Genomic DNA, 24,383 nt, shown 5'->3' on the forward strand with positions numbered 1-24,383 from the left:
CGTGCGGGGGGACTAGCGCAGACAGTCCCGGAGGTAATCCCTGTCGACTGTCGGGCGCCCGGGGTAGGAAAGGCCCAGAGCGGCCAGGTTGGTGTCGTCGTACCGTCGCGTCACCTGGAGCCAGCGCGTGTACATGCCGAACTCCCGGCTGACGGCTTGGACGGCGGGCGATACAGGTGGTCCGGGCCGCGGGTCCAGATGCACCTCGGGGGTATCGAGATGCCCGGCGATCGCAGCCGCCACCTCGGTCATCGGTGTGTTGCGGGAGTTGACCACGTGATAGGTGTCGATGTCCCGGGGAGGACGGCGACGCACGGCCTCCACCATGGCGAACGCCGCGTGCTCCACCGGCAGCATGTTGGTCTGCGCCCCCTCAGCGGCCGGGACACGCAGACTGCCGTCTGGAGCGGCCAGCTCCGGGAACATCCGCAGTCCGGCGGCGCATGCTTCCGCAGCCATCTGCAGCAGGTGCCGGGGCCGTCCCGGATAAGTGGGATGATGAGTGATCAATCCACTGGGCCGGAAGACCGCGGCCCGGCCGCCGTGCAAGCGCACCCAGCGGCGCAGCAGGACCTCGGCCTCGTACTTGGAGCGTTCGTACAGCGTCTGAAAGCCGTGCGACGCGTCCAGCTCCTCTTCGCGGACCGTGCCGTGGCGGCGTCCGCCCGCGACAGCGACGGTGCTCACATGGCACACCAGGGGTTCGCGCCTTCCGGCAGAGACGAGGGCGAGGACATGCCGCATGCCGTCGACGTTGGTGCGCCATACATCCTCGTCACAGTCGGAGAAGGAGATGTTCCCGGCGCAGTGCCACAGCACGTCGATACGGTCGGCAAGCTGCTGGAACGCCGCATCGCCGAGCCCGAGTTGCGGCACCCGCACATCGATGTCGACGGACGTCAAGCGCGGGGTCAGCTCTAGGAGCCGCGTGTCCGTCACTCCTGACGCCTGGAGGAACCGGGTCACTCGCTCTTCCGCGGGGACGGTGTTTCTGCGGGACAGCAGCAGAACTCGGTTGTGGTGCCGGAGCAACTCCCGCACTAGGTGGAGCCCGAGAAAGCCTGTGGCACCTGTGACAGCCACTGACACTGACAACTCCCTGCGACCGAGTGAGGTTGGACCGAGTGAGGTTGTTCGACGTCCCGCTATGCAGAACGGAAACGCTAAATGCCCAAAGAGGCCCAGGCACGGCCGCTGCACTTCAAACCACCGGATGCGCTGAAACGGTGTTCCGGGGCGCGGCTGGGGTCGTGCACGGGCGCTGTCAGCGCCTGTGCGGGGCCCAGGAGAGCGCGAGGCAGCCACCCGTGGCAGCAAGGAGAAAGCCCAACAGCAGTCCGCCCAGGTTGACGGCGACCAGGCTGCACAGTGCCAGCACGATGGCCAGGGTTCCGGTGAAGTAGCGGCGCGCGCCATCGGCCCAGGTTGTCAGGCCCGCCACGGCGAGCATGGAGCTGATGATCCAGGCCGCGGCCCCGGACGGGCCGGTGAACGGCAGCAAGCCGATACCGGACCAGGACAAGGCAACCAGCGTGATGCTCCCCGCCAGCATCAGCAGCCCGGCGTAGAACGGCCGCGTACGACGCCACCGGCGCCACCGGCCCCTGACGTGGGCGCAGCGGGGGTACGGGATCCTCATGACGAGGAGCCAGGGAAGGTGCAGTCGTGCTCACCGCGCCTGGCGTCGACGACGACGCCTTCGGTGATGATCGTGCCCACGGCGAACGCCCGCGGGCGTACCACGAGCCGCTCCCCGGAAGCCTTGTCGATGGCCAACTGGAACAGGCCGCCTTCACCAGCAGACACCGGCACCCGCAGCCTGGCCTTGTCGATGGACAGCTTGTCCACGGTCACAGCGCCCGCTTGCACTTTCAGGGAGGAGGCGGTGACTCGCCGGATGCCGATGGTCAACGTCATCTCTCCGAGCACCGGCAGCGACACGGTGGACTTGGCGCAGGCATGCTTGAGCACCGCATGTCCCGCATCGGTGAGCAGCGCGGGCTCGACCCCCGCGCCCTCCGTGGCACCAGGGCTGGCCGACACGCCCGCCAGCTCGGCCTTTTCCACACTGATCGCCAGGGGCAGCCTGCCCGCGAAGGCGACCGCGATCGCCCCCGAGCCACCGCTCATCACCAATGCCACCGCGGCCGCAGCAGTCGGAGCCGCAGCGGCCAGGAAGCGCCACCGGCGAGTGCGCCCTTCGAAAGGAGCAGCAGTCTGTTGCGCCATCGGCGCGGCCATATCTTTCATCGCACCATGGCGAACGTCCGGTGCTGTGATCCGGCAGCAGGAAACGCGCAACGCCACCAGAACGAGGGACTCGTCGGCGTTGCTATCGACCACCGGCCGCCGTGGAGATGGCGTTGGCGGTTGGCCTGGTTGCGGATGCCCTGGAAACCAGGCCAACCGCCGGTGACCCGCGCACCGCTCCCCATCGGCCCGCGAACCGATCTTCGCGCTGCCGTCGGGCCAGATCCCTCCCGGCCCGGCACCTCACCTGAGATCAACGACCCAGCCGCCCACCAGCGACGTCGGGTACGGGTCTTCTGGTTGCCGACCCGGCCACACCCTCCACTGCCGGTTCGGGAGTCTGTGTATCGGGCGCGGTGCAGGGGCGGAGCACCATGAACGCCGCAGCGGCGAAGTCTAGGGCGGATGGAGCCCAGGCCCCCAGCCTCCTCCTGGAAGGCGGCTCGGACCATCCCCTCGGCCGCGTCTAACACCTGCCCCAACGGGCGAAGGCGGAGGTGGCGGAGCCGAGGCCAGGCCCCTCGGCTTCATTGAGATCAAGGACGGCGTCGCCATCTACAAGCCGATCCGCGACCCTTGGGTCGACATCGCACTCCCACTCACGGCGCTACTGGCCGGAATCGTCGGATCCAATTTGATCTTCACAACCCAGACAACTCGCGCGGCCTTCCGTATGTCGCCAGACGTGACCAAGATCAATCGCGTGGCAGCCCGTAAGTCCACCCCGACCGACAAGCACCTCAGCAACGTCGTGACCAGGGCGAACGGCGCATGCCCCGGCTTCGGCGTGCTCAGGTCGGGTCAGACAGCTGCGATGTACGCGCAGAGGGGTGTGGCCTGGAAGCCGTAGCGGCGTTTGAAGTCGGGATTGCGCCGCCCCAGTTCGAGGCGGCCCCGTCCGGAGGCGATGGCGTCCCGCATGACGTCGGCGAACACGGTGTAGAAGGGGCTGAAGCCTGGTGCCGCCGCGTAGTCCACGCCCACGCACCAGAAGTGGTAGCGGTGCTGGTCGAGGAGGGTGATGGCCGAGGCGATCAGGTGGCCCGCGCGGCGGAGCTCGATGATGCGGGCGCACTCGCCCAGGGCCAGGACGAAGTCCTGGAAGATGCCTGGGCGGTAGTAGTCCGCGTTTCCGTACTTGGCTGCCGTGGCGCGGGCGAGTGCGACGAACCCGTCGAGGTCGGCCTTGGCCGGCGGCAGGATCTCGGTCTCGACCCCGGCTTCCTGAGCGCGGCGCAGGTCGTGGGTGAGATTGCGGCGGGGCTTGCTCGCCAGGGTGGCGAGGTAGTCGTCCAGTCCGTGGAACGGGGCGAGGGTGAGGCCGTGGCCGTTCTCGGCCGGGACGGGGGTCATGCCGAGTCGTTCGAGGGCGGCGGCGGTGGGGCTGTCGGCGGGGACGTTGACGAAGCCGAAGTGGCCTGCGCCCCAGTGGTCGGCGAGCTCGCGCATGCTCCGGAGTACAGCCGCGGCGGCCTCGGGGTGGGCCTCGGCTCCCGGCAGGACGGTTTCGTAGCAGTGCCAGACATGGCTGAGCAGGACGGGCTGCTCGCGGGCCGAGGGAAAGTGGGTGGCCAGGACTCCCATGGGGTCGATGCCGTGCTGGAGGGTGACGGGCACCGCGATGTGCGTCCGCGGGGTGTGGAGGTAGGCGTGGCGCAGGACTGGATGCAGCGGGGTGTCCTCGAAGGCTTTGAGGAAGGGGCGTTGGTAGAAGACGGGGGCCGCCGCCACGGCCTCGTCCCAGCCGGTGACGGCGTCGATCGTGAGGGGGACGTCGACGGGGGCGGCGATGGACTGGAGGGTCTGGAGCGCGGGAAGCATCTACAGGTCACCGCCTTCCTTGGTGCAGTCGATGATCGCGGTGTGGGGGTGGCTGAGGTAGTCGTGCCAGTAGTCCGCCCCGTGTGCCGTGATGCCTTGGCCTGTGACGGTGGGGTCGCTCCACCGGGGAGGGGCGAAGCCCGTCCGGCGCAGCGTGGCGTCCAGCGTGGCGCGGGTCCAGTAGCGGGCGGTGACGGTGTCGTCGTGGCCGTCGAAGCGTAGGTGCAGGGTGACGGGTGACGCGTCGGCGAGGGGTTCGGCGGCGGCGAGGGTGAAGCCGTAGCGGGCGTAGGAGACGGCGTCGGGGCGGAAGCCGGGGTGGACGGGCAGCGTGACGAAGCGGCCGCCGGGGCGCAGGGCCGTGGCCACGGTGCCGCACAGTTCGCGGAGCTCGGTGGGGGTGGTGGCGTAGGGCAGGACGTAGACGCCCAGTACGAGGTCGAAGGTGCCGGCCAGGTGGTCGGGGAGGGGGCCGTCGAGGTAGTCGACGCCGATTGAGTCGGCGGCTTCCTGCGCGCGGGCGTGGCTGATCATGCCGGCGGAGATGTCCAGTCCGGTGGCCTGCGCGGCGCCATGCTGTTTGAGCAGGCGGGTGTAGACACCGGAGCCGCAGCCCAGGTCCAGGACCCGCATGCCGTGGAGGTCGCCGAGGGCGGTCAGGACGCTCGGGGTTTCCAGGTGGGTGCGGAAGGCGGTGCCTGTGAAGTCCTCGTAGGTACTGGGGAGGGTGTCGAACTGGCTGGTCATGGCTTCCTTCACAGGGTTCCTGCCGGGGCAGCAGCAAGGTCTCCGACGGGGGTGGCGAGTGCGGCGAGGCGCGGGCTGTCGCAGCCGAGGTGCTCCGCGACGGTCACGGCGGAGCGGACCGCGCCTTCCTGGCTGTCGATGTAGGTGAGGTGGCTGCCGGCGAAGTAGAGGCCGTCCTCCCCTTGACGGAGGTCCAGGACGGCGCGGGCGCGGACGGCATCGGTGGTCAGGACGAGGTGGAGGAAGTCCCTGGCGGCGATCGTCTCCTCGGGTCGGCCGCGGTGAGTGGTCCAGCTCTTGAAGACCTGCTGGCCGGGCGGTCCAAGGGCCGGGCCGTACCAGTTGGACGCCTCGGTGTGGCCGTCGTGGCTGTCGAGGTTGACCGTCGACCAGTGGGCCCGGTCGGCGGGCATGTACGCGGCGTCGCGGTGCACGGCAACGGTGACAGGGGCGTAGGGGAAGGCGTTCATCGCCCGCCGGACGTCGTCGTGGCCGGCCAGCGGTTCCAACAGGTGTGAGGCGGCGTATGCGGGCAGGGCGAGGACCACTCGGTCCACCGTCCGCGCATCGCCGACGGCGTCGGTGACCTCGTAACCGCCTTCGAGGCGGCGGAGGGCGGTGACGCCGGAGCCGGTCCGGATCTCCGTGCGCCGCAACTGCCCGGCGATCAGCGAGGCGGTCTCGCCCAGGCCGCGGGTGGCATTGGCCCAGACCGGGGCATGGCCGGGGGCCTGCGGGGCGAGCGCGAGGAAGAACGCCGTCGCGGCGCGCACCGACAGCCCGGGTGCCTGGGCGTCCGCGCAACTGGAGATGTAGGCCATCAGCGGGTAGATGATCTGCCGCACGTGTTCCTCGGGCAGGGCCAGGGGGTCGAGGAAGTCGGCGAGTGGGACAGTCCAGTCGCCATCGGCCGCCGCGAAGTCGGCTGCGGCGGCCAGGAAGGTACCCAGGGAGTCCCAGGCAGGTCCGGTGACCGGGGTGCGGCTGCCCCCGAGTTCGTCGGGCGCGTGCGGGGAGACGATCAGAGGCATTCTTTTGCGGCGCGTCGCAGCCGCCGCCCCGGAGGACGACATCGTGAACGTCACCGGTGCATCGGCCAGGTCCGCCGGCCCCACTCCCAGTGCGGCCAGCAGCCTGCCGTGGACGGGGAACCCGGCCGGAGACACATACTGCGCCCCGAGGTCGACCCGCACCTCGCCGTGGCCCGTGGGCACGGTGACGGTGTCCGCGTGCCCGCCCACCCGCTCGGCCGCCTCGTAGAGCGTGACGTCGTGCGAGGGTTCCAGCAGCCAGGCGGTGGTGAGCCCGGCGATGCCGGCTCCTACGACCGCGATGCGCACGGGGTGCTCCATTCCAGGACGACCTTGCCCGCCCCGCCCATGCGGGCGGTTTCGAGCGCGGCCTCGTAGTCCTCGTATCCGAAGTGGTGGGTGATGGCGGGGGTGGGGTCCAGCCCGCCGTCGAGCAGTGACGAAACGATGCGCCATGTGTCGACGGTCCGAGGGCCGCCGACACTGTGGAGCGTGACCGGGCGTCGCAGGGCCCTGTTCCAGTCGATGTCGACCGGGCCGGTAGCGATGCCGATGGCGGCGACGCGGCCGCCCGGCCGCACCTGCTCCAGGCCGAGCCGGATCATCGCGGGGTCGCCGGAGGTCTCCACGACGCACGCGAAGCCCTCCCTGACACCATGCGAGGCGAGCGCATCGGCGGGCAGACGGTCGCACGGAGCGACGGCGTAGTGGGCGCCGAGGAGATCCGCGAGCTTTCGCCGGCCGGGATCAGGATCGATGACCACGACCCGGCGGGCACCGATGCGGCGGGCCACCGCGACCGTCAGGAGCCCGGTCGGCCCGGCGCCGGTGACCAGCACGTCCTGCGCCACCACCGGCGAGGCCGTCAGGGCGCGCACGGCGCTGCCCATCAGGTCGAAGAGGACGATCGTGTCCGCATCCGAGCCGGGCGGGTGCGCCCACACGTTCCGTACGGGCAGGGACACGTACTCGGCGAAGGCCCCGTCCCGCTCCCACCCGAGCCGGCCGGCGCGCGCACAAAGCGGCCAGTCGCCCGCCCGGCACGGACGGCAGGCCGCGCAGGCCACGTACCCGTCACCACTGACGAGTGTCCCGACTGCGGGGCCCCCCGGCGGGGTTGCCTCGACGATCCCGGCGAACTCGTGCCCCGCGACTCGCCGTCGGTATACCGGATACCCGAACGGCTCCCCAGCCTCGGTCAGCAGGTCGGTGGCGCAGATCCCGGTACGCAGCACACGGACGAGGACCTCACCCGCCGCCGGTACCGGGACCGGGACCCTGCCCAGCTCCAGCCCCGGACCTCCGCCCGGCGCCCGCAGCAGCGCCTTCATACCGCCCGCTGTCGGCACGCGCGTCAGCCGGCTGCGTCGACCGGGCCGAGCAGCCAGTTGCCGGGGGCGTCCGGGTCGGTGCTGAGGTAGAACTCGGAGATCGCGGTGCGCCACTCGTCGTGGGTGATCACGCCGTTCCCGTCCCGGTCGAGTCGCTCGAACGCCGCCTCCGAGTGCACCGGCGGGACGCCCAGCTCGTCGTACAGGCGCACGTACTCGGCGCGGTTCAGCACCCCGTCGCCGTCGGTGTCCAGAGCCTGCATCAGCGCGTCGGCGATCGCGAGGATCGCGCTCTGGAAGTGCTCGGGGGAGGTGATGTTGGCCTCCATGACGGTGATGAACTCGTCGCGGGAGACCTGCCCGTCGTTGTTGCTGTCACCGTGCTTGAGGAGCAGCTGCCACCACTGGTCGAACGCGTTCCGCATCGCCGTCGCGTTCGCGCGGTCGTCCTTGGCCAGCTTCGCGAACAGCCCGGCCATGCCCTGAAGATCATCCTGCGTGAGCTGGCCGTCCTTGCCCTGGTCGAACCAGTCGAAGAGGACGTTGAACTTCTGGTTCTTCACAGCACTGGTCATCTGTGTTCCCTCTGTACGTGGCCGACACGCTTGATCAGCGCACCGTGACCATCGGGAACGCTAGGAACAACCCCGTGCGGATTGCTACAGATGCGGGCACAGTCCACTGATCCGGGTGATAGGCCGCCCCTCAAACATGGAAGGTCTCTTCGGTCCATGCCCCTGGTCCTCGACCCCGCCCGGCTGGAGGTCCTGCACGTGCAGATGGACCGGGCTGAAGGCGCATGCCCGTCAGCAGCGCCAGCTCGCTCGAAGAGCTCGCTCAGCTCTGCATAGCTCCGCCCCGCGACCGCACCCACCTTCCAGACTCGGCGCTGGTCCGCGAAGAACAACCGCACAAGACCCCCGAGAGCAGCCGCAACATCCGACATTCCGTTCAACGGACGAATGGCCGACGAGGAAACTGCCGCAGCAAGGTTCGGGACACGGACGCCGAGTCAGCCGAGCTACCGGTCTGTGGCCAACTACATCCCCGACCGCGACGCGGACGGCATCGACATCTCGTTCGCCGCGCAGAACTGGCGGAAGGCCATCCGTCTCGGCGAGGGTGTTCCGCCATCCCCCCGTCGAGGTGTCGCGCGAGCGTCTGGCACGAGCAATTCGTGAACCGGAGTGCGCGCGCCGCGCCCGGTGCCTCAGTCGTGGGTGACGTTCTCGGTGAGCAGGCGGAGCAAGTGCTTCGCGGTGGCGTCCTGCTCGGGGGTCAGACCCATGGCCTCGCCGATGGCCAGCGGGACGGCGCGGGCCTTCTCCTGAAGGTCCGAGCCGGCCGGGGTGAGGCGTACGGCGACGGAGCGTTCGTCCTCGGCGCGTCGTTCGCGGCGAATCAGGCCGCCGGTCTCAAGGCGCTTGAGGAGCGGCGAAAGGGTGCTGGATTCCAGCTGGAGCGCCGTGCCCAGCTCCCGTACGGAGACCGAGCCCTGCTCCCACAGCACCAGCATGACGAGGTACTGCGGGTAGGTCAGCCCCAGCTCGTCCAGCAGTGGACGGTAGCGGGTCGTGACCGACCGCGAGGCCGCGTACAGGGCGAAGCAGAGCTGGTCCTGAAGCAGCAGCGAACCCACTGCGGCGTCGTCGCGCGTGTTCTGGCCCATGAGCGCCGTCCTTACCTCTGATGATCGGCCAGGTACATCCTACCCATTCCAAGCGCCCTCGACTATGTCTAGCTCGATTAAGTTGTACACGACTGAATCGAGCGCTACGGTGTTCTCGTGACCGCCGAACGGCCGGACACATCCCTCGCCGAGGCCGCCGCCCCGGCATCAGTCCAAGGAGTCCCCATGCCCGAGAACATCACCGGCCCCGAACTGGAACCGGCCGCCGCCGCATTCGCCGAGGCCACCGCCAACCCGCCGTATCTGTTCGACCTCGGTCCGGTCGAGGGCCGCAAGGTGGTCGATGAGGTCCAGTCCGGCGAGATCGCCAAGCCCGAGATCGCCGAGGAGTGGGTGACCGTGCAGGGCGGGCCCACCGGCACCGTCCGGGCGCGCATCGTCCGTCCCGTCGGTGCCGCCGGTCCGCTGCCCGTTGTCATCTACATCCACGGTGCGGGCTGGGTCTTCGGCAACGCCCACACCCACGACCGCCTGGTCCGCGAACTCGCCGTCGGCGCGAACGCCGCCGTCGTCTTCCCCGAGTACGACCTCTCGCCCGAGGCCCGCTACCCCGTCGCGATCGAGCAGAATTACGCCGTCGCCCGCTGGGTCGTCACTGACGGCGCTTCAAAGGGCCTGGACGCCACCCGGATCGCGGTGGCCGGTGACTCGGTCGGCGGCAACATGGCCGCCGCACTGACCCTGATGGCCAAGGAGCGCGGGGACGTGCCGCTCGTCCAGCAGGTGCTGTTCTACCCCGTCACCGACGCCGCGTTCGACACCGGCTCCTACCACCAGTTCGCCGAGGGCTACTTCCTGCGCCGCGACGCCATGCAGTGGTTCTGGGACCAGTACACGACCGACGAGGCCGAGCGCGCCCAGATCACCGCGTCCCCGCTGCGCGCCACGACCGAGCAACTCACCGGTCTGCCCCCGGCCCTGGTCATCACCGGCGAGGCCGACGTGCTGCGCGACGAGGGTGAGGCGTACGCCAACAAGCTCCGCCAGGCCGGCGTCCCCGTCACGGCCGCCCGCTACCAGGGCGTCATCCACGACTTCGTCATGCTCAACGCCCTGCGCGAGACCCACGCCGCCGAAGCCGCCATCAACCAGGCCATCGACACACTGCGCACCGCACTCGGCACCGCCTGAGCGCGCTCAGCCACATCCGGCGCCCGTAACACCCCCGCACTACACCCGGCCGGACCGCCCGGGTCCCGCCTCCGTCCCCACGTGGCGTGCGTCCTGCGCCACGCACCAGGAGTTCCCCATGCGCACCGCACCTGTCCGAATCAACCGCAAGATCGCCGTCGCCGCAGCAGCCGCCCTCATCGCCGGGGTGACCATCACCGCCCACGCGTCGGCCTCACCCACTGCACCGTCCGCCGCCACAACCGTCCCGGTGCTGGAAAAGGACGCCCAGGCGTTCGCCGACGCGGCCGCGAAGAACCCGCCCATCTACACCCTGTCCTACGGCGACGCCCGCAAGGCACTCGACAGCGCACAGGCCGGCCCCGTGGACAAGCTCCCGGCGGACATCAGCCACCGCACCCTCAAGGTGGGACCCACCGGCGAGGTGACCATCCGGATCGTCCGCCCCGCCGGAGTGAGCGGCAAGCTCCCGGCCGTCATGTACTTCCACGGCGGCGGCTGGGTCCTCGGCAACGAGAACACCCACGACCGGCTGGTGCGGCAGATCGCCAACGGCGCCCGCGCTGCGGTCGTCTTCGTCGACTACACGCCCTCGCCCGAGGCGCGCTACCCCATCGCCATCGAGCAGGCGTACGCGGCCACCAAGTGGGTCGCCGAGCACGATGACGAGATCAACGTCGACGGCTCCCGGATCGCCGTCGCCGGCGACAGTGTCGGCGGCAACATGACCGCCGCCGTCACCCTCATGGCCAAGCAGCGCCGCGGCCCTGCCCTGCGCGAGCAGGTGCTCTTCTACCCGGTCACCGATGCCAACTTCAACACGGCCTCCTACCGGGAGTTCGCCGACGGACCCTGGCTGACCCGCAAGGCCATGAAGTGGTTCTGGGACGCCTACGCCCCCAACGCCAAGGACCGCAAGCAGATCCTCGCCTCGCCACTGCGTGCGAGCCTCAACCAGCTCGAAGGCCTGCCCAAGGCCCTGGTCATCACCGACGAGGCCGACGTCCTGCGCGACGAGGGCGAGGCGTACGCCGCCAAGCTCCGCGCCGCCGGCAACGACATCACCACCGTCCGCTACCAGGGCACCATCCACGACTTCGCCATGCTCAACGCCCTCGCCCACACCAACGCCGCCAAGACAGCCGTCGACCAGGCCAACCACTTCCTCTACACCGGCCTTCACAGCGGCTCCTGACCCCCGCTCCAGAGCGGACCGGCTCCGGCAGCGCCGCCGAGCCCGGCCCCGCGGGGAACGTGAGGACCAGCCCGACCCCCGCCGGCGCACGGGACGGCGCCGCCACGGACGCGGCCTTCGCCCAGCCGCAGCCGGACTGCAGAGCCAGTGGAACGTGGTCCGCAGCCCGCCCGCGGGCCCAAAGACCCAGAGAAGCATCAGAGATGCCGCCGCGCCCTTCCCGGACCCGCTACTTAGCGGATCAGGGAAGGGCGCGGCGGCATTCGCCTATCAGATGTCCCGGTGGCCACACGTATCCACGGCCCGCCCTCAAGCCGCAACAAATCGCTCCGGAGCCGGTACTCCCGAACTCCAGGCCTGTGTCCTGCCGGCTGCTGCCCGCGACGGTGACAGCGGCGTCCGTGACCGACCGCGAGAGCTGAGCGAGCCGTGCGGGCCTTGCCAGTCGATCAGAGGGCGTGCCGTACGAAGGGAGAGTTCCACGGCTCGACCTGTCCGCTCGACAGACGGCGTCCCTGCGCCATGGGCCATCGCCCGCTGCCTCCGCGACCTCACGGGGAGGAGGAGTATCCGCTGGAGGCGACCCATTGTCGGGTGAGGTGGGTGAAAGCCCGGGCGGCAGCGCTTTGGTAGGAGCCCGAGCGGCAGAGCAGAGTGACAATGCGCTCGGGCAGGGGCGGGTCGAGGGGTACGGCACGCAGATGCGGGTGATCCCGGGCGATGGTCTCGGGCAGCACAGATGCCAGAGGGGTGCGCTGGATCATTTCGGCGACGGCATTGACCGAGTTGGCTTCCATCGCGATGCGCGGTGTGGTGCGGTGCTGAGCGAAGTAGGTGTCGATGTGCCTGCGGGTGGCGAAGTCGCTGCTGAGCAGGGCCAGGGGGCGGCCTTCCAGTTCTCGCACGGGTAGCGGGTCGGTCCGGTCGGCGTAGGGGTGGTGGGTGCCGACGACGAGGCTGAGGGCTTCGGTGAACAAGTCGTCCGTGGTGATGCCGGGCAGGTGGGCACCGCGAAAGGCGATCCCGAGGTCGAGGTCATCGGCTAGGAGGGCGGACTCGATGCGGTCCTGCGTCATCTCCCTGATGCTCAGGGAGATGTCGGGATGACGGACGTGGAACTGTCCGGTGAGGGGGCCGACGAGGTAGGCGGTGAAGGTGGGGGTGACCGCCAGGCGCAGACTGCCGCGGGAGAGGTCGGCCACGTCGTGAACGGCGCGTTCAGCAGCGGCGAGTTCCTGCAGGGCGCGACGGGCGTAGTGGACGTAGGTCTCACCGGCGTCGGTGAGGCGCACGGCACGACCCGTACGGTCAAGCAACTGCGTGCCCATCAGGCGTTCCATCTGTCTGATCTGCTGGGACAGGGTCGGCTGGGAGATGTGCAGGACTTCGGCGGCGCGGGTGAAGCTGCCATGTTCAGCGACGGCGAGCAGATAGCGCAGATGACGTAGTTCGAAGCCCATGACATCACTATAGATGAGACCAATAGATCTTATATTCAGGGCGTCTTGGACTCTATAAGCACAGTTCATGCATGGTTGATTTCGTCAACCCGCACCAGTCGGGCACTGGCCGAAAGGAGTGATCATGCAAGACCTCGCCGAGGGAGTCGCACATTTCCAGCGGGGCGTCTTCCCCGCCCAGGCGGCGCACTTTCAGCACCTGGCCACCACGCACCGGCCCAGCACCCTGTTCATCAGCTGCTCCGACGCCCGCGTCATACCGGAGCTGATCACACAGAGCGAGCCGGGCGAGCTGTTCGTCATCCGAACGGCCGGAAACCTGGTGCCCGCCTACACCCCGAACGCTGATGGGATCGCGGCGAGCATCGAGTACGCCGTCGCCGTCCTGGGCGTGTCCGACATCGTCGTCTGCGGGCATTCCGCCTGTGGCGCGATGACCGCCCTGGCGGACGAGCACGACCTCGCCGCCCTGCCGGCCGTCGCCCACTGGCTGCGGCACGCGGAGGCCTCCCGGGTCCGCACGGCCTGTGCCGAGCCCGGCGAGGACAAGGTGAGCGTCCTGGTACGGAACAACGTGATCGCTCAGCTGGCGAACCTGGCAACGCACCCCAGCGTCGTCCGGGCACTGGCGGCGAAGACCGTCACGCTGCGCGGCTGGGTCTACGACATCCCCACCGGCGCGGTCGACCAGCTCGACCCGGTCACGGGTTGCTCCGCCGCCCTCGCGGCCTGAGCTGCCCTGGCTCTTTCGTCCAGGCCGCCGTCCGGCGGCCTGATCCCCTGACCGTATGACTCCGCTGAGCTCGCTGTAGGGCGGGCCGGCATGTTGGAAAGGAACACCCTCATGGTGCACGCTCAGTTCGACCCTGCCGCCCGGCAGGCCCTGGCCGCTGTGGTTGTCGAGGCCAAGACGCGCAAGGACCTGACCTGGCAGCAGCTCGCCGACGCCAGCGGCCTGTCGGTCGCCTTCACCACCGCCGCGCTTCTGGGTCAGCATCCCCTGCCGGAGGCCGCCGCCAGGGCGGTCGCCGAACTGCTGGAACTGGACGATGAGGCGGCCGTACTGCTTCAGGCCATCCCGACCCGGGGATCCATTCCCGGCGGCGTCCCGACCGACCCGACGATCTATCGCTTCTACGAGATCGTCCAGATCTACGGCACCACGCTCAAGGCCCTGGTCCACGAGCAGTTCGGCGACGGCATCATCAGCGCGATCAACTTCAAGCTCGACGTCAAGAAGGTCGCCGACCCCGAGGGCGGCGAGCGCGCGGTGATCACCCTGGACGGCAAGTACCTGCCCACCAAGCCCTTCTGACCCAGCCGTCCGCCGTGCCGGCGACCGCTGCCGATAAGGCGCCTGGGCCGGCACGCCGATTCGCTTCGGGCGACCAGGGCCACCATTACAGGGCTCCCCCGCCGCTTCCCGCGCCCCCAGCACGACATGGGGTCGCGGTGAGGCGGCGGGGCCTTGCGCTCACTTGGGCCACGGGATCAGTCAGAACGACGTCAGAGTGCGGCGTCCAGTTGGCCGAGGCGGGCGGTGAGCCTGAGGTTCTCGCTGTAGTCGACGGGGCAGGCGATGACGGAGACTCCGGGGTCGTCCAGTGCTGTTCGCAGCGTGGGCAGCAGTTCCTCCGCGTCGGCAATCCGATATCCCGTGGCTCCGAAGCTCTCCGCGTAGCGGACGATGTCGGGATTGCCGAAGGCGGTGGCGTCGTGTTCGCCGAGCGTCAGGTCCATCTTCCACTCGATGAGCCCGTAGCCGTTGTCCTCCCAGATCAGCACGGTAAGCGGGATGGCTTCGCGGACGGCAGTTTCGATCTCCTGGGAATGCATGAGGAACGAACCGTCGCCGACCGCGGCCAGCACCTTGACGTCCGGTTCGGCCAGAGCCACGGCGAGCGCTCCGGGCAGTGCGAAGCCCATGGCGGACAGGCCGTTGGAGATCAGGCAAGTGTTGGGCGCGTATGTGGGGTACAGCCGCGCCATCCACATCTTCAGGGCGCCGGTGTCGACGAGTACGACATCGTCGCGACCCAGAGCAGCGCGCGTGTCGGCAACGATGCGCTGCGGTGCGAGCGGGTACCGGCCGTCGGCACGTCCGCGATCCAGCTCGGCTTGCACCATTTCGCGGCACCTGGCCGGGGCCGGCCCGCGGAAGCGGTCGGAGACGGCGGCCGACAGCGCGTCCAGGGACTGCGAGATGTCGCCGATGATGCCAAGGTCGATCGAGTAGTGCGCGTCGACCTCAGCGGGGAAGCGGTGCACGTGGATGATTTTCTTGTCGCGTTGGGGGTTGATCCGGGCGGGGTCGAACTCCTGCAGTTCATAGCCGACGGCGATGATCAGGTCGGCCGCGTCGAAACCGAAGTTGGTGTAGTCGCGGCGCATGAAGCCGATCGAGCCCATGGAGTTGATGAGGTCGTCGGCAATGACTCCCTTGCCATGGAAGGTGGTTGCCACCGGCAGTCCGAGGGAGCCGGCGAAAGCGGTGAGCGATGTGGCCGCGGCGTTGCGGGCGGCGCCGTGGCCGGCCAGCACGATGGGGTGGCGAGCGTTGCGCAGGAGTGCTGCGGCGCGGGCGATCTGCCCCGGCGACGGCGCCTCCGCGCGCACCACGTAGCGAGGCAGAGGTTGCAGCTCGACGGCGGCGGGCGCGGCGTCGACGTCCTCGGGTACCGCCAGGTACACCGCGCCAGGCCGCTCGGTTTCGGCGGTCTTGAACGCGCGGCGCAGCATTTCGGGGATCGCCCCGGCGCTGGGGACGCTGGCCGACCACTTGGTGATCGGAGCGAACATGTTGACCAGGTCAACGAACTGGTGGGTTTCCTTGTAGTTGCGGTTGTGGCCGACCTGCGCTGACAGGGCAACCAAGGGGGTGCTGTTAGTCATGGCGTCGGCGACACCGAGCTGAAGGTTGATGGCTCCCGGGCCGAGCGTGGCCGAGACGACCCCGGCCGTACCGGTGACCCGGCCGTACATCTCGGCCATGAACGAGGCGGCCTGTTCGTGGCGCGTCAGGATGTATCGGATGCCGGAGCGCGCCAGGGCTAAGGTCAGTGAAGGTTCTCCTCGCCGGGAAGACCGAAGACGACGCGGACACCTTCGTTCTCCAGGCAGCGGACCAGCAGTTTCGCTGCGCTGTGCCGATCTCGGTCCGAGAATTCGCTGGGCCCGGTCATGGCACGCCTTCCTTGCCGGGGTCCACATCCAAGCTACGCCTCCCTCCGGGGCCGGACCCACCGCAGTCGCCTGGGGGACCGCGTCGGCTGGCCGGGGGCACTCCAAGTCCGTCACACCGTGATCACCGGCGCCTAGAGCATGGCGCGCGAGGTGGCCGATGCGAGGCCGGCGCTGCCTGCGCTCTGGTGGCTGTGGACCACCATGCTCGTCAAACCGACTCGGCGGCTTCGTAGCGGTCCTCCTGTCGCTCTATCTGACGCTGGAACGGGGCTGTTCGGCATCTTTCGCCGGTTTCGTCACAACGGTCTGCGGCGTCGGCGGCGCCGTGGCGCGGTCGTCGGTGGCGTGCTCGCGGACCGCCTGGGCAGGCGGGGTGTCCCTGTTCGCCTGGCCGATGGGATCGCCGAACTCGTCGCCGAGGTGGGTACGTTGTGGCACAAGCGGCACCACGCCGGGCTTCCCGTCGCCGCCGTACGGATCTGAAATGGGAGTTCATCGAGCGCTGCCTGCCGATCGGCAGGTTCGCCCCCGTACCTCAAGCGGTCACCGCGGCGGTTCGAGGGGTTGGTCCGGCGGTGGGGCGGCAGGCGGGAGATGCCGGGCGAGTTCGGTGCCTGGCCGACCGTCCACAACCGATTCCGGCAATGGAGAGACGCCGACGTCCTAGAAGCCAGATGGAGGGGCTGATCGCTGAAGCGAAGCGGGGTGAGGTGGGCTTATCCCTGGTCACTGGTGCGACGAGGACGGGAAACCGCCCAGGAGGGCCAGCTTCGGTGCGCCAAGCTCACCGGTTTCCCGGTAGGACACCGGGTATCCAGTTACGTCGATGGTGCGAAAGCTGAGGGGCATGGCCATTCACTCATTGCTGTGCCCTGCTCAGGCGCCGCCATGGACATCTTGGGACGTGCGGTGGTTTCAGGCGAGGGGGAGGTCGTGCCCGGGGCCGCGCTCGCTGTCGGGTCGGGGGCCGAAGTAGCGGCGGTCTTCCTCGTTGATGGGCAGGTCGTTGATGCTGGCCTCGCGGCGGCGCATCAGACCGTTGTCGGCGAACTCCCACAGTTCGTTGCCGTAGGAACGGAACCACTGGCCTTCGGCGTTGTGCCATTCGTACTGGAAGCGGACGGCCATCCGGTTGCCACGGAAGCCCCACAGGCTCTTGCGCAGGACGTAGTCGAGTTCGTGTTCCCACTTGGCGGTGAGGAACTCGGTGATCTCTTCGCGGCCGGTGACGAGGGCATCGCGGCTACGCCAGGCGGAGTCCTCGGTGCAGGCGAGGGCGACCTGACGCGGGTCGCGGGTGTTCCAGGCGTCTTCGGCGGCTTGGACCTGGGCGAGGGCGCTGTCGATGTCGAACGGAGGGAAGAGCGGGCGGCTGTCGGTCATGGCGGGGCGGTCCTTCATTGTGCGGTGGGCTGGTCGGTCAGCGGCGGGTTGTCGGGGGCTGCGGTAACTGTGTCGGCCTGGAGCGGCAGCAGGCGGCCGGCCACGAGATGGCGGGGGGTGAAGTGGACGCGGCGGCCGGTGCGGTCGTCGTCGCCGGGGATGCCCGTGCGGGTCCATTCCAGGGCGGCCCGACCGGACAGGTGCAGGGTGCGGCCGGTGGTGAAGTCGCAGAAGAGCAGGGCGGCGGTGGGGTCGGCCTGAAGATTACCGAGGGTGTTGAACATGTTGTTGCCCCAATAGTCGGGCCACCACAGTCGTCCGTCCTCGACGCGGACGAATCCGGGAGGACCGCCGCGGTGTGAGGCGTCGTTGCCGCGGGCGGGGTGGGTGGTGCCGATCAGGAAGGTGTCGGACCGGCGGATCAGGCCGATGTCGCTGGCGGCGAGGGTGTCGGCGCTCCGGACCGGCTCCCCGCGAGGGATACCCGCGGGCGTGGCGTGGAGTTGCCGGCTCTGGATGTACTGGGGGCAGTTGCCGTATGCCTGCTCCACGTCGATGCGCAGGCCGTCGCTCCCGGTGGCTGAGAGGGTGCCGTTGATCCGCAGGCGTCTGCGGGTGGCGAACTCGACCACGATCAGCCCGACCTGCTGGGCCGCCGGTAGGTGATGCAGTGGGTCGCCTTCGGCGGGCAGTGCCCGCACGGCGAGAGCTGCCGACGAGGCGACGTGGAGGAACCCGGGCGGGCCGGTGAGCGGGGAGACCCACAGCGTGCCGTCCATGGCGCGGGCGGTGATCGCGGCGAAGGTCCGCTCGGCCAGGAATCGGGCCACGCCGCCGCGCAGCTGGGCGGGGGCCAGCATGCCGGAGAGCCGTGCCGCGTCCCTGGTTACCCCTGCCTGACGCTGGACGGCCAGCTCGCCCTCGTGGAAGCCCACCGGGGTGCTACGCGCCGGGTCTGTCATCGTCCTTCCTTCCACGGGCGGTCGGGGATGCCGCCGACCGGCGGGCGAGGGGGCCGCCGGCCTGGCCCCGGTCGGGGGGTGGGGCCGGGCCGGCGGGGCGGGTGCGGGTCAGACCGCGGAGCGCGGCGTGACCACGGGCCAGTCGTTGTCGACCTTGGCGAGGTTGAAGCGGTTCGTCAGGACGTTCAGGGCCAGGTGGCCGACGACCTCGCCGATCTCGGCGTCCGAGGCACCCGCGTCGCGCTCGGCCTGCAAGGGCGCCGTCGTCGACACGGCCGTGACCGCGGGCGACGGCGTAGCTGCCGACGGCGGCGAACAGCAGGGTGTGGGGCGGGCGCCGATGAAGTTGGCGAAGACGGTGGTGACCGACAGGGCCACGGCGGCCATTGCCCAGGCCGGGTGGAACCGGCCGGTGGCGGCCGGGACGACCAGGCCGTTGAAGGTGATGGCCTGCGGCGGGTGCGGGGCGGGCCGAACAAGATGCCGCCACCGTTGCGGTGTCTCCGGGCCTGCCTGGGTGGCGCTCATCAGGCCGGGATATCGGCCTGCGTGCGAGCGGCCCGCAGCAGTATGAGTGCAAAAAAGGGAGGCGGAAGTCGATGGCGCTCATGACGCCGTCGCCGTTCGAGCCTCACGGCGAGTACTGAGTCCGCGCCGGCCTCCGAAGCGCCGCACAGGGCAGGCTAGTCGCAGCAGCGCGGCAGATGCTCCTGGCGCTGCACGCAGACAGCAGCTCTCGCCGCTCGAGGGTCGGTTACTTGGGCCCCGGAGGTTGATCGTGGGTTCGGTTCCCGCTGCCTGCTCGTGCAGCCCTGCAACAACGCGCTCAGTGGCCGCGCGGTTCAGGCGCTTCGACCGACTGGCCCGCCCGGGCCGTCGTGCCTCGACGGCCCGCTGTTGGCCGAGGCCACAGGCTTCGCCGCGAGAGCCAGAGAGCGGGCCTGAAGGGACGGGGACGGTCTCGCCCCACTCCCTCAGGCCTGTCCCCTGTCGGGCGCACGCACCACGCCGCGTCCGCTCTCCGATCGACAGCCACCCGGCAGGCTCTCAACCGGGTGGCCGGCCTGGGACCTGTCGCAGCGGCGAGGGTCACAGGCCCAGGTCGCTCAGGCCGGGGTGGTCGTCGGGGCGGCGCCCGAGGGGCCAGTGGAACTTGCGCTCCGATTCCTTGATGGGAAGTTCGTTGATGCAGGCGTAGCGGTGGTGCATCAGGCCGTTGTCGTCGAACTCCCAGTTCTCGTTGCCGTAGGCGCGGAACCAGTTGCCCGAATCGTCGTGGTACTCGTAGGCGAAGCGCACGCCGATGCGGTTGCCGTCGAAGGCCCACAGTTCCTTGATGAGCCGGTAGTCCAGCTCCCGGTTCCACTTGCGGGTGAGGAAGGCGACGATCTCGTCGTAGCCGGTGGCGAACTCCGCGCGGTTGCGCCAGTAGGAGTCCACCGTGTAGGCGAGGGCGACCTTTTCCGGGTTGCGGGAGTTCCAGCCGTCTTCCGCCAGGCGGACTTTCTGGATGGCGGTCTCCCGGGTGAACGGCGGGAACGGGGGGCGCGGGTCGTGACTCATGTCGCTTCCTTCGGTTGTACTCGGGCCCACGCAAGGAGGTGGGCGCCCTCGACGGCAACCGCATCGCGGCAGTCGACCGACCAGGCAGAGAACGAGCGTTCTCCGTGCCCTCCACGATAGTAGAACGTTGGTTCTCGCGCAAGCTGCTGAATTCGATTGCGTGATTCCGATCCGCACGATGTCCAGCCCAGTTCTCGTCCTGGGCCTGCACTGAACAGGCCCGGGCCTCGGCCCTGGTTGCCTGGACGGGCACGATCGGCGACTGCTACGAGGGGTCCCATACCGGCTCCTCAGAGTTGAGCGGTGCGGAGGTGTCCGCGGGCCCGGCGAGCGGTGACGCAGCGTGTCCGTAGCCGTTGGTCGGCATTGCGAAAGCCGAACGCCGCGCGGGCACACGCTTGATCACACGGTTGATGCCTTCGCCCCTGGCGTTTGCTGTCCGGTGTCGACGAATGCGGCGGTCTCGGGCCATCAGCGGTCGACGGTGACGGCGAGCGGCCGCAACTCGGGGACGGAATCCGCGCACCATGTGAGGAACTTCCAGCGGGGTTGGCCGACTTGGTTCCGGTCGGCGCCAGTTCTGGCCAGAGCGAGGAGGCTGCGCAGGTTCTCCTTGGCGATCCACGTCCTCAGCAGGGTCTACCCGATTGCCCCTCGCGGAGCGCGTTCCACATCGTCGCGAACTGCTCGTCGGTGAGGTCCTCACGGCTGCGCAGCAGGCGCCGGCGGGCCGACCACTCCCCATCGGTGGCTCGTCCGCGTCGGCCGCGGACCTCGGCAGTGGTGCGGCGCCGGGCCGCCGAGAGCATCTTGTTCGCCAGCTGCACCACGTGGAAGCGGTCGATCACGACCCTGGTGTGCGGCAGGCCGGTGCGGATCGCGGCGCGGTAGGTGGCGGACACGTCGATGGCGACGTGTGTGATGCTCTTTCTCCAGGTCAGCGGGGCGGTGGCGAGCCAGGCCAGCACGTCGGCGACGCTGCGGTCCTCGACCTGGCCCAGCAGCCCACCCGCCCCGAGGGCGTCGATGAAGCCGGTGTGCCACCGATCGCGTGCCCCGCCCGTCTGCCGGTGTCAGGGTCTTGTTCCCAGCGCGGCTTGCCCCGGCGGGTCTCACCGATGCCCAGCACGTCGACCTCGGGCAAAGGTGCGTCGACGACCTCACGGGCCGGGTCGCGGAAGGCATGCGTCCGGTCGGCCAGGACAGGCGCAGATCCCGGGCGGCCTGGACGACGGTGGAACCCTGCGTCGCGTATCCGGCGTTCGGCCGCGACCCGCAGTCGCATGGTCATCCGCGCGCCGGCCGGTAGCTGCGGGTCCTGCTCGGTGGACGACCGGCGCGGGCAGGACCAGAAGCCCCTACCGAGGACCAGCCTCACGTGCGCCCTGCTCACTGGGTGGCACCCCGGAGGGAACGGAAGCGGGGCTGTGAGTGAAGGCGACGGCGTGCTCAGGCAGCGGTGACCACGTCTGCGTGAGCGGCCCGCAGCAGGGTGCGGGCGGCGTCCTTGGCGTGACGGGCGGGCTCTGGAGACCCGGAGATGGCCGCTGTGGTCATCGCGCCCTCGGCGAGGAGGACGAGCTGGTCGGTCAGCCACGCGGGCGCGTCCGCGGCGGCCACGAGATCGGCAAGATATCGCCGGAAGGCATCCTTGTGGGCCTTCGCGATGTCGGCCACGGTCTGGGACGTCCCCCCCAGCTCCCCGAAGGAGTTGATGAAGCCGCAGCCGCGGAACCCCTGCTCGCTGAACCAGAGGAACAGCCAGTCGAAGACCGCCAGAATCCGCTGCTCGGGTGAGTCGTAGGTATCCACGTGCTGGGCAAGATCGCGGAGCCACCTCGCGTCCCGCCGCCTCAGGTACGCCTCGACGAGGGTGTCCTTGGAAGTGAAGGTCTGGTACAGGCGCTTGAGGGGCACGCCGGAGGCGGTGCGGATCGCATCCATTCCCACCGACTGAATGCCTCGGCCGTAGAACAGCTCCTCAGCAGCGTCAAGGATCCGCTGCTCAGTCGTCTCGGGTTCCACTTCGCTCACCCATTCTCGAAAACGGTCGTTCTCCTACGGTACAGCCACCAGGTCACACGGCATATTCCCGGGCGCGGGCCGGCCGGTCGCCGTATGCGCCTGCCCGGATCGGGGCCGGGCGTGTTGCCCGCTGCCCACTCAAGCGAGCGCAAGGTCTTGAAGATGCTGCTCTGGTAGCCGCCGTCGGCCCAGACCTTGACCACGCTGGGATGACGCGCCGCCAGGTCGTCGAGCAGATACTTTCCGCCGACGGTGTCGTGGACGTTCGCGGCGGTCACCAGGACGGCCAGGACCAGGCCGAGGGTGTCGGTGATCAGATGGCGTTTGCGCCCTTTGATCTAATGGGCAGTAGCGGGAGCCACTGAAGGCACTTCCTCGTTGTCGGCCGCCGGCGTCAGCACAACGTCCTCCGTTGATCCGGGCCTTGAGCCCTCAAAGAAGACTGACGTGTGCTGACGCTCGCCGTCGGCGACGAGAGCCAATTCTTGATCACCGATGATGATCGTGGTCCAAGCCCCCTGCGGGGATCACCTCCCACGTGCTCGGGAGCCACCAGCTCCAGTCCAGACCGAGGGCCCCGCAGGTCGCTGGGGTCATGAACGGCTAATCGGATGTCGGGCCGCCGAGCCCTTCCATTAGGGAGACGCATGCCCTGCACGGCTGTGACCAGGAAGAACACAGGTCTGATGAGGAAGCGTGAGGCGAGTGAGAGCATTCTGCGGCATCGACTGGGCCAGCGATCATCACGACATAGCCGTCGTCGACGAGACAGGCTCGCTGCTGGCCCGGGCTCGTATCGATGACACCACGGAAGGGCTCGACCAGCTGCTTCGGATGCTCGCCGAGCACGGCGATACCCCGCAGGATCCCCTCCCGGTAGCCATCGAGACCTCCCGCGGCCTTCTGGTCGCCTGTCTGCGAGCAACCGGCCGCCCCGTCTACGCCATTAATCCGATGGCTGCGGCCCGCTACCGGGACCGGCACACCGTCTCCCGCAAGAAGTCCGACCACCTGGACGCCATGGTGCTGGCGAACATCCTCCGAACCGATGCCGCAGTCCCAGCGCAAACTTCCCGCCGACTCCGAACTGGCCCAGGCCGTCGGGGTACTCGCCCGCGCCCAGCAGGACGCCGTCTGGGACCGAACCCAGGCCGGCAACAAGCTGACCTCCCACCTGCGCGAGCACTTCCCCAGCTATCTGGCCGCCGTCGGTCACCGACGTGAGGGCATCTTTCACCCCATAGCCCGCGCTCTCCTGGCCTCCGCCCCCACCCCTCGCCAGGCGGCCAAGCTCACCCGAGCCCAGCTGCGAGCCCTGCTGAAGAAGGCCGGCCGCAAGAACACCATCGACAGGGAGGTCGAGCGTCTGCACACCGCGCTCCGCGTGCCGCAGATGCGGCATCTCCCCTTGGTCGAGGAGGCCATGGGACGGCAGGCGCTCGCGCTGCTTCGGCAGCTGGAGGCCGCGTGCACAAGTGCCGATGATCTCGCCGAAGCCACAGTGCAGGCGTTCGAGGCTCATGCCGACGCGGAAATCATCACCAGCTTTCCCGGGCTGGGTCCGCTCAGCGGAGCCCGCGTCCTGGCCGAGATCGGCGACGACCGGGCCCGGTTCGCCGACGCCAGAGGTCTGAAGGCGTACGCGGGATCCGCACCCGTCACCAGGGCCTCCGGCAAGAGCGTGTCCGTCGCGGCCCGCAGGGTCAAGAACCAGAGACTGGCCGGCGTCGGCTACATGTAGGCCTTCTCAGCGATGGCCCACTCAGCAGGCGCAAGGGCCCACTACGACCGCCGACGTGAAGCCGGAGACCGCCACACAGCCGCCCAGAGAAACCTCTTCAACCGGATGATCGGCTGTCTTCATCACTGCCTGACGCACCGCGTTCCGTTCAACGAGGCCGTGGCCTTCCCGACTACGGCAGAAACCGACCTGGCCCTGGCTGCTTGACACGTTCTTCGCATCGGATGTCTTCTTGCCGGCGTCGATGCCCTGACTGCTCTCGGCCACGTTCGCCGAGGTCTTGACACTTTGCGCGTCGATCACGGCCGCGGTGGGCTCCGCACTGCGGCCCTGCGCGCGACGGGTCTTGTCTCGTAACAGGTCGTGGACCTGCTGGGTCGTGCCGTCGGCTTCCCACTTCGCGTAGTAGTCGTAGACAGTCTTGAAGGGCGGGAAGTCGTGCGGCAGGTACTCCCACGGAATCCCGGTCCGGTTGACGTAGAGGATCGCGTTGACGATCTCCCGCAGATCGTGCACCCGGGCCGTCGTGCCCGGCCCGGTCCGTCTCGCCCGCCAGGCAGTGAAGACCGGCTCGATCAGAGCCCACCGGGCATCAGAGACATCACTGCGGTAAGGACGACGCACGCTCACGCCCGTCCTACTGAGTTTCAAAGCGTGGTGTCGGTATGGGCTGACGGTCCATGATCTGCGGTATGCCGACTGCATGAGGTATGCGCAAGGGGGCGGGCTGACCGACGAACGGCGAGCCTTCCGCGAGAAGTTGAGGATGGGGGCGGCCGAGCGGTTCTCCCAGGGCGACGAGAACGCGGTCATCGCGCACGACCTGCGGGTCAGCGTCCGGTCGGTACAGCGCTGGCGCAAGGCTTGGTC

General features: G+C 69.2%; 21 protein-coding genes and 4 pseudogenes. 6 read left to right on the forward strand and 19 right to left on the reverse strand.

The window, feature by feature from the left end:
- Nucleotides 1-12: 12 nt before the first annotated feature.
- From KUM44_RS41140 to KUM44_RS41180, 9 genes are all read right to left on the reverse strand, one after another.
- Nucleotides 13-1,305 (reverse strand): SDR family oxidoreductase, encoded by a 1,293-nt coding sequence (locus KUM44_RS41140; RefSeq protein WP_308402837.1) that lies wholly within the window; start codon nt 1,303-1,305, stop codon nt 13-15.
- Nucleotides 1,265-1,639, reverse strand: a complete 375-nt coding sequence (locus tag KUM44_RS41145; protein WP_217214881.1) for a DUF6114 domain-containing protein — start codon at nt 1,637-1,639, stop codon at nt 1,265-1,267. The genes KUM44_RS41140 and KUM44_RS41145 overlap by 41 nt, the downstream gene beginning before the upstream one ends.
- On the reverse strand, nt 1,636-2,343 hold the full coding sequence (locus KUM44_RS41150; RefSeq protein WP_217214882.1) for a DUF6230 family protein: 708 nt from the start codon (nt 2,341-2,343) through the stop codon (nt 1,636-1,638). Before KUM44_RS41150 ends, KUM44_RS41145 begins: the two co-directional genes overlap by 4 nt.
- Nucleotides 2,344-3,051: 708 nt before the next feature.
- Nucleotides 3,052-4,071: a GNAT family N-acetyltransferase gene (locus KUM44_RS41155; RefSeq protein WP_217214883.1), complete on the reverse strand. Its 1,020-nt coding sequence runs from the start codon at nt 4,069-4,071 to the stop codon at nt 3,052-3,054.
- Complete coding sequence (locus KUM44_RS41160) at nt 4,072-4,818, reverse strand: class I SAM-dependent methyltransferase (RefSeq protein ID WP_217214884.1); 747 nt, start codon at nt 4,816-4,818, stop codon at nt 4,072-4,074.
- Between the two features lie 8 nt (nt 4,819-4,826).
- Nucleotides 4,827-6,170: an FAD-dependent oxidoreductase gene (locus KUM44_RS41165; RefSeq protein ID WP_217214885.1), complete on the reverse strand. Its 1,344-nt coding sequence runs from the start codon at nt 6,168-6,170 to the stop codon at nt 4,827-4,829.
- On the reverse strand, nt 6,140-7,180 hold the full coding sequence (locus tag KUM44_RS41170) for a zinc-binding dehydrogenase (protein ID WP_217214886.1): 1,041 nt from the start codon (nt 7,178-7,180) through the stop codon (nt 6,140-6,142). The genes KUM44_RS41165 and KUM44_RS41170 overlap by 31 nt, the downstream gene beginning before the upstream one ends.
- Before the next feature lie 23 nt (nt 7,181-7,203).
- Complete coding sequence (locus KUM44_RS41175) at nt 7,204-7,755, reverse strand: EF-hand domain-containing protein (protein ID WP_217214887.1); 552 nt, start codon at nt 7,753-7,755, stop codon at nt 7,204-7,206.
- 635 nt (nt 7,756-8,390) lie between these two features.
- Nucleotides 8,391-8,849, reverse strand: coding sequence for a MarR family winged helix-turn-helix transcriptional regulator (locus KUM44_RS41180; protein ID WP_217214888.1), 459 nt, complete (start codon nt 8,847-8,849; stop codon nt 8,391-8,393).
- Between the two features lie 186 nt (nt 8,850-9,035).
- Between KUM44_RS41180 and KUM44_RS41185 the strand changes: the two genes are divergently transcribed.
- Complete coding sequence (locus tag KUM44_RS41185) at nt 9,036-10,001, forward strand: alpha/beta hydrolase (protein WP_217214889.1); 966 nt, start codon at nt 9,036-9,038, stop codon at nt 9,999-10,001.
- Between the two features lie 118 nt (nt 10,002-10,119).
- Nucleotides 10,120-11,196, forward strand: a complete 1,077-nt coding sequence (locus KUM44_RS41190; RefSeq protein WP_217214890.1) for an alpha/beta hydrolase — start codon at nt 10,120-10,122, stop codon at nt 11,194-11,196.
- 551 nt (nt 11,197-11,747) lie between these two features.
- Here the strand turns inward: KUM44_RS41190 and cynR are convergent.
- Nucleotides 11,748-12,656, reverse strand: a complete 909-nt coding sequence (gene cynR / locus KUM44_RS41195; protein ID WP_217214891.1) for a transcriptional regulator CynR — start codon at nt 12,654-12,656, stop codon at nt 11,748-11,750.
- 124 nt (nt 12,657-12,780) lie between these two features.
- Between cynR and KUM44_RS41200 the strand changes: the two genes are divergently transcribed.
- Nucleotides 12,781-13,389, forward strand: coding sequence for a carbonic anhydrase (locus KUM44_RS41200; protein ID WP_217214892.1), 609 nt, complete (start codon nt 12,781-12,783; stop codon nt 13,387-13,389).
- Between the two features lie 111 nt (nt 13,390-13,500).
- Nucleotides 13,501-13,971: a cyanase gene (cynS, locus tag KUM44_RS41205; RefSeq protein WP_217214893.1), complete on the forward strand. Its 471-nt coding sequence runs from the start codon at nt 13,501-13,503 to the stop codon at nt 13,969-13,971.
- Nucleotides 13,972-14,162: 191 nt separating this feature from the next.
- On the opposite strand, the pseudogene KUM44_RS41210 reads toward cynS, so the two are convergent.
- Nucleotides 14,163-15,838, reverse strand: a pseudogene (locus tag KUM44_RS41210) (acetolactate synthase large subunit).
- Nucleotides 15,839-16,184: 346 nt separating this feature from the next.
- On the opposite strand from KUM44_RS41210, the gene KUM44_RS41215 reads away from it, so the two are divergent.
- Nucleotides 16,185-16,322: a hypothetical protein gene (locus tag KUM44_RS41215; RefSeq protein WP_217214894.1), complete on the forward strand. Its 138-nt coding sequence runs from the start codon at nt 16,185-16,187 to the stop codon at nt 16,320-16,322.
- Between the two features lie 432 nt (nt 16,323-16,754).
- Here the strand turns inward: KUM44_RS41215 and KUM44_RS41220 are convergent, their stop codons facing one another.
- The 7 genes and pseudogenes from KUM44_RS41220 to KUM44_RS47830 all read right to left on the reverse strand — a co-directional run.
- Entirely contained in the window at nt 16,755-17,222 is a 468-nt protein-coding gene (locus KUM44_RS41220; RefSeq protein ID WP_217214895.1) for a nuclear transport factor 2 family protein, read from the reverse strand.
- 14 nt (nt 17,223-17,236) lie between these two features.
- Complete coding sequence (locus KUM44_RS41225; protein WP_217214896.1) at nt 17,237-18,184, reverse strand: pyridoxamine 5'-phosphate oxidase family protein; 948 nt, start codon at nt 18,182-18,184, stop codon at nt 17,237-17,239.
- A 108-nt stretch (nt 18,185-18,292) separates the two neighbouring features.
- Nucleotides 18,293-18,712 (reverse strand): hypothetical protein, encoded by a 420-nt coding sequence (locus KUM44_RS41230; protein ID WP_217214897.1) that lies wholly within the window; start codon nt 18,710-18,712, stop codon nt 18,293-18,295.
- 561 nt (nt 18,713-19,273) lie between these two features.
- The gene (locus KUM44_RS41235) at nt 19,274-19,747 is read right to left on the reverse strand and encodes a nuclear transport factor 2 family protein (protein ID WP_217214898.1); all 474 of its coding nucleotides are present in this window, start codon (nt 19,745-19,747) and stop codon (nt 19,274-19,276) included.
- Nucleotides 19,748-20,376: 629 nt separating this feature from the next.
- Nucleotides 20,377-20,775 (reverse strand): transposase, encoded by a 399-nt coding sequence (locus KUM44_RS41240; RefSeq protein WP_217214972.1) that lies wholly within the window; start codon nt 20,773-20,775, stop codon nt 20,377-20,379.
- Between the two features lie 421 nt (nt 20,776-21,196).
- Nucleotides 21,197-21,772, reverse strand: a complete 576-nt coding sequence (locus tag KUM44_RS41245) for a TetR/AcrR family transcriptional regulator (RefSeq protein ID WP_217214973.1) — start codon at nt 21,770-21,772, stop codon at nt 21,197-21,199.
- Nucleotides 21,773-21,933: 161 nt separating this feature from the next.
- A pseudogene (locus tag KUM44_RS47830) lies at nt 21,934-22,110 on the reverse strand (transposase); the annotation flags it as partial.
- Between the two features lie 367 nt (nt 22,111-22,477).
- Between KUM44_RS47830 and KUM44_RS41255 the strand changes: the two are divergent.
- Nucleotides 22,478-23,720: pseudogene (locus KUM44_RS41255) on the forward strand (IS110 family transposase).
- A gap of 21 nt (nt 23,721-23,741) precedes the next feature.
- Here the strand turns inward: KUM44_RS41255 and KUM44_RS46400 are convergent.
- Nucleotides 23,742-24,143: pseudogene (locus KUM44_RS46400) on the reverse strand (transposase); the annotation flags it as partial.
- Nucleotides 24,144-24,383 lie beyond the last annotated feature (240 nt).

This window comes from Streptomyces sp. AC550_RSS872 (assembly GCF_019049285.1).
GTDB lineage: Bacteria > Actinomycetota > Actinomycetes > Streptomycetales > Streptomycetaceae > Streptomyces.

Coding starts and splice junctions, on each gene's coding strand:
- KUM44_RS41145 (WP_217214881.1), bottom strand. CDS start 1,639: ATGAGGATCCCGTACCCCCGCTGCGCCCACGTCAGGGGCCGGTGGCGC.
- KUM44_RS41155 (WP_217214883.1), bottom strand. CDS start 4,071: ATGCTTCCCGCGCTCCAGACCCTCCAGTCCATCGCCGCCCCCGTCGAC.
- KUM44_RS41160 (WP_217214884.1), bottom strand. CDS start 4,818: ATGACCAGCCAGTTCGACACCCTCCCCAGTACCTACGAGGACTTCACA.
- KUM44_RS41165 (WP_217214885.1), bottom strand. CDS start 6,170: ATGGAGCACCCCGTGCGCATCGCGGTCGTAGGAGCCGGCATCGCCGGG.
- KUM44_RS41170 (WP_217214886.1), bottom strand. CDS start 7,180: ATGAAGGCGCTGCTGCGGGCGCCGGGCGGAGGTCCGGGGCTGGAGCTG.
- KUM44_RS41175 (WP_217214887.1), bottom strand. CDS start 7,755: ATGACCAGTGCTGTGAAGAACCAGAAGTTCAACGTCCTCTTCGACTGG.
- KUM44_RS41180 (WP_217214888.1), bottom strand. CDS start 8,849: ATGGGCCAGAACACGCGCGACGACGCCGCAGTGGGTTCGCTGCTGCTT.
- KUM44_RS41185 (WP_217214889.1), top strand. CDS start 9,036: ATGCCCGAGAACATCACCGGCCCCGAACTGGAACCGGCCGCCGCCGCA.
- KUM44_RS41190 (WP_217214890.1), top strand. CDS start 10,120: ATGCGCACCGCACCTGTCCGAATCAACCGCAAGATCGCCGTCGCCGCA.
- cynR (WP_217214891.1), bottom strand. CDS start 12,656: ATGGGCTTCGAACTACGTCATCTGCGCTATCTGCTCGCCGTCGCTGAA.
- KUM44_RS41200 (WP_217214892.1), top strand. CDS start 12,781: ATGCAAGACCTCGCCGAGGGAGTCGCACATTTCCAGCGGGGCGTCTTC.
- cynS (WP_217214893.1), top strand. CDS start 13,501: ATGGTGCACGCTCAGTTCGACCCTGCCGCCCGGCAGGCCCTGGCCGCT.
- KUM44_RS41220 (WP_217214895.1), bottom strand. CDS start 17,222: ATGACCGACAGCCGCCCGCTCTTCCCTCCGTTCGACATCGACAGCGCC.
- KUM44_RS41225 (WP_217214896.1), bottom strand. CDS start 18,184: ATGACAGACCCGGCGCGTAGCACCCCGGTGGGCTTCCACGAGGGCGAG.
- KUM44_RS41230 (WP_217214897.1), bottom strand. CDS start 18,712: ATGAGCGCCACCCAGGCAGGCCCGGAGACACCGCAACGGTGGCGGCAT.
- KUM44_RS41235 (WP_217214898.1), bottom strand. CDS start 19,747: ATGAGTCACGACCCGCGCCCCCCGTTCCCGCCGTTCACCCGGGAGACC.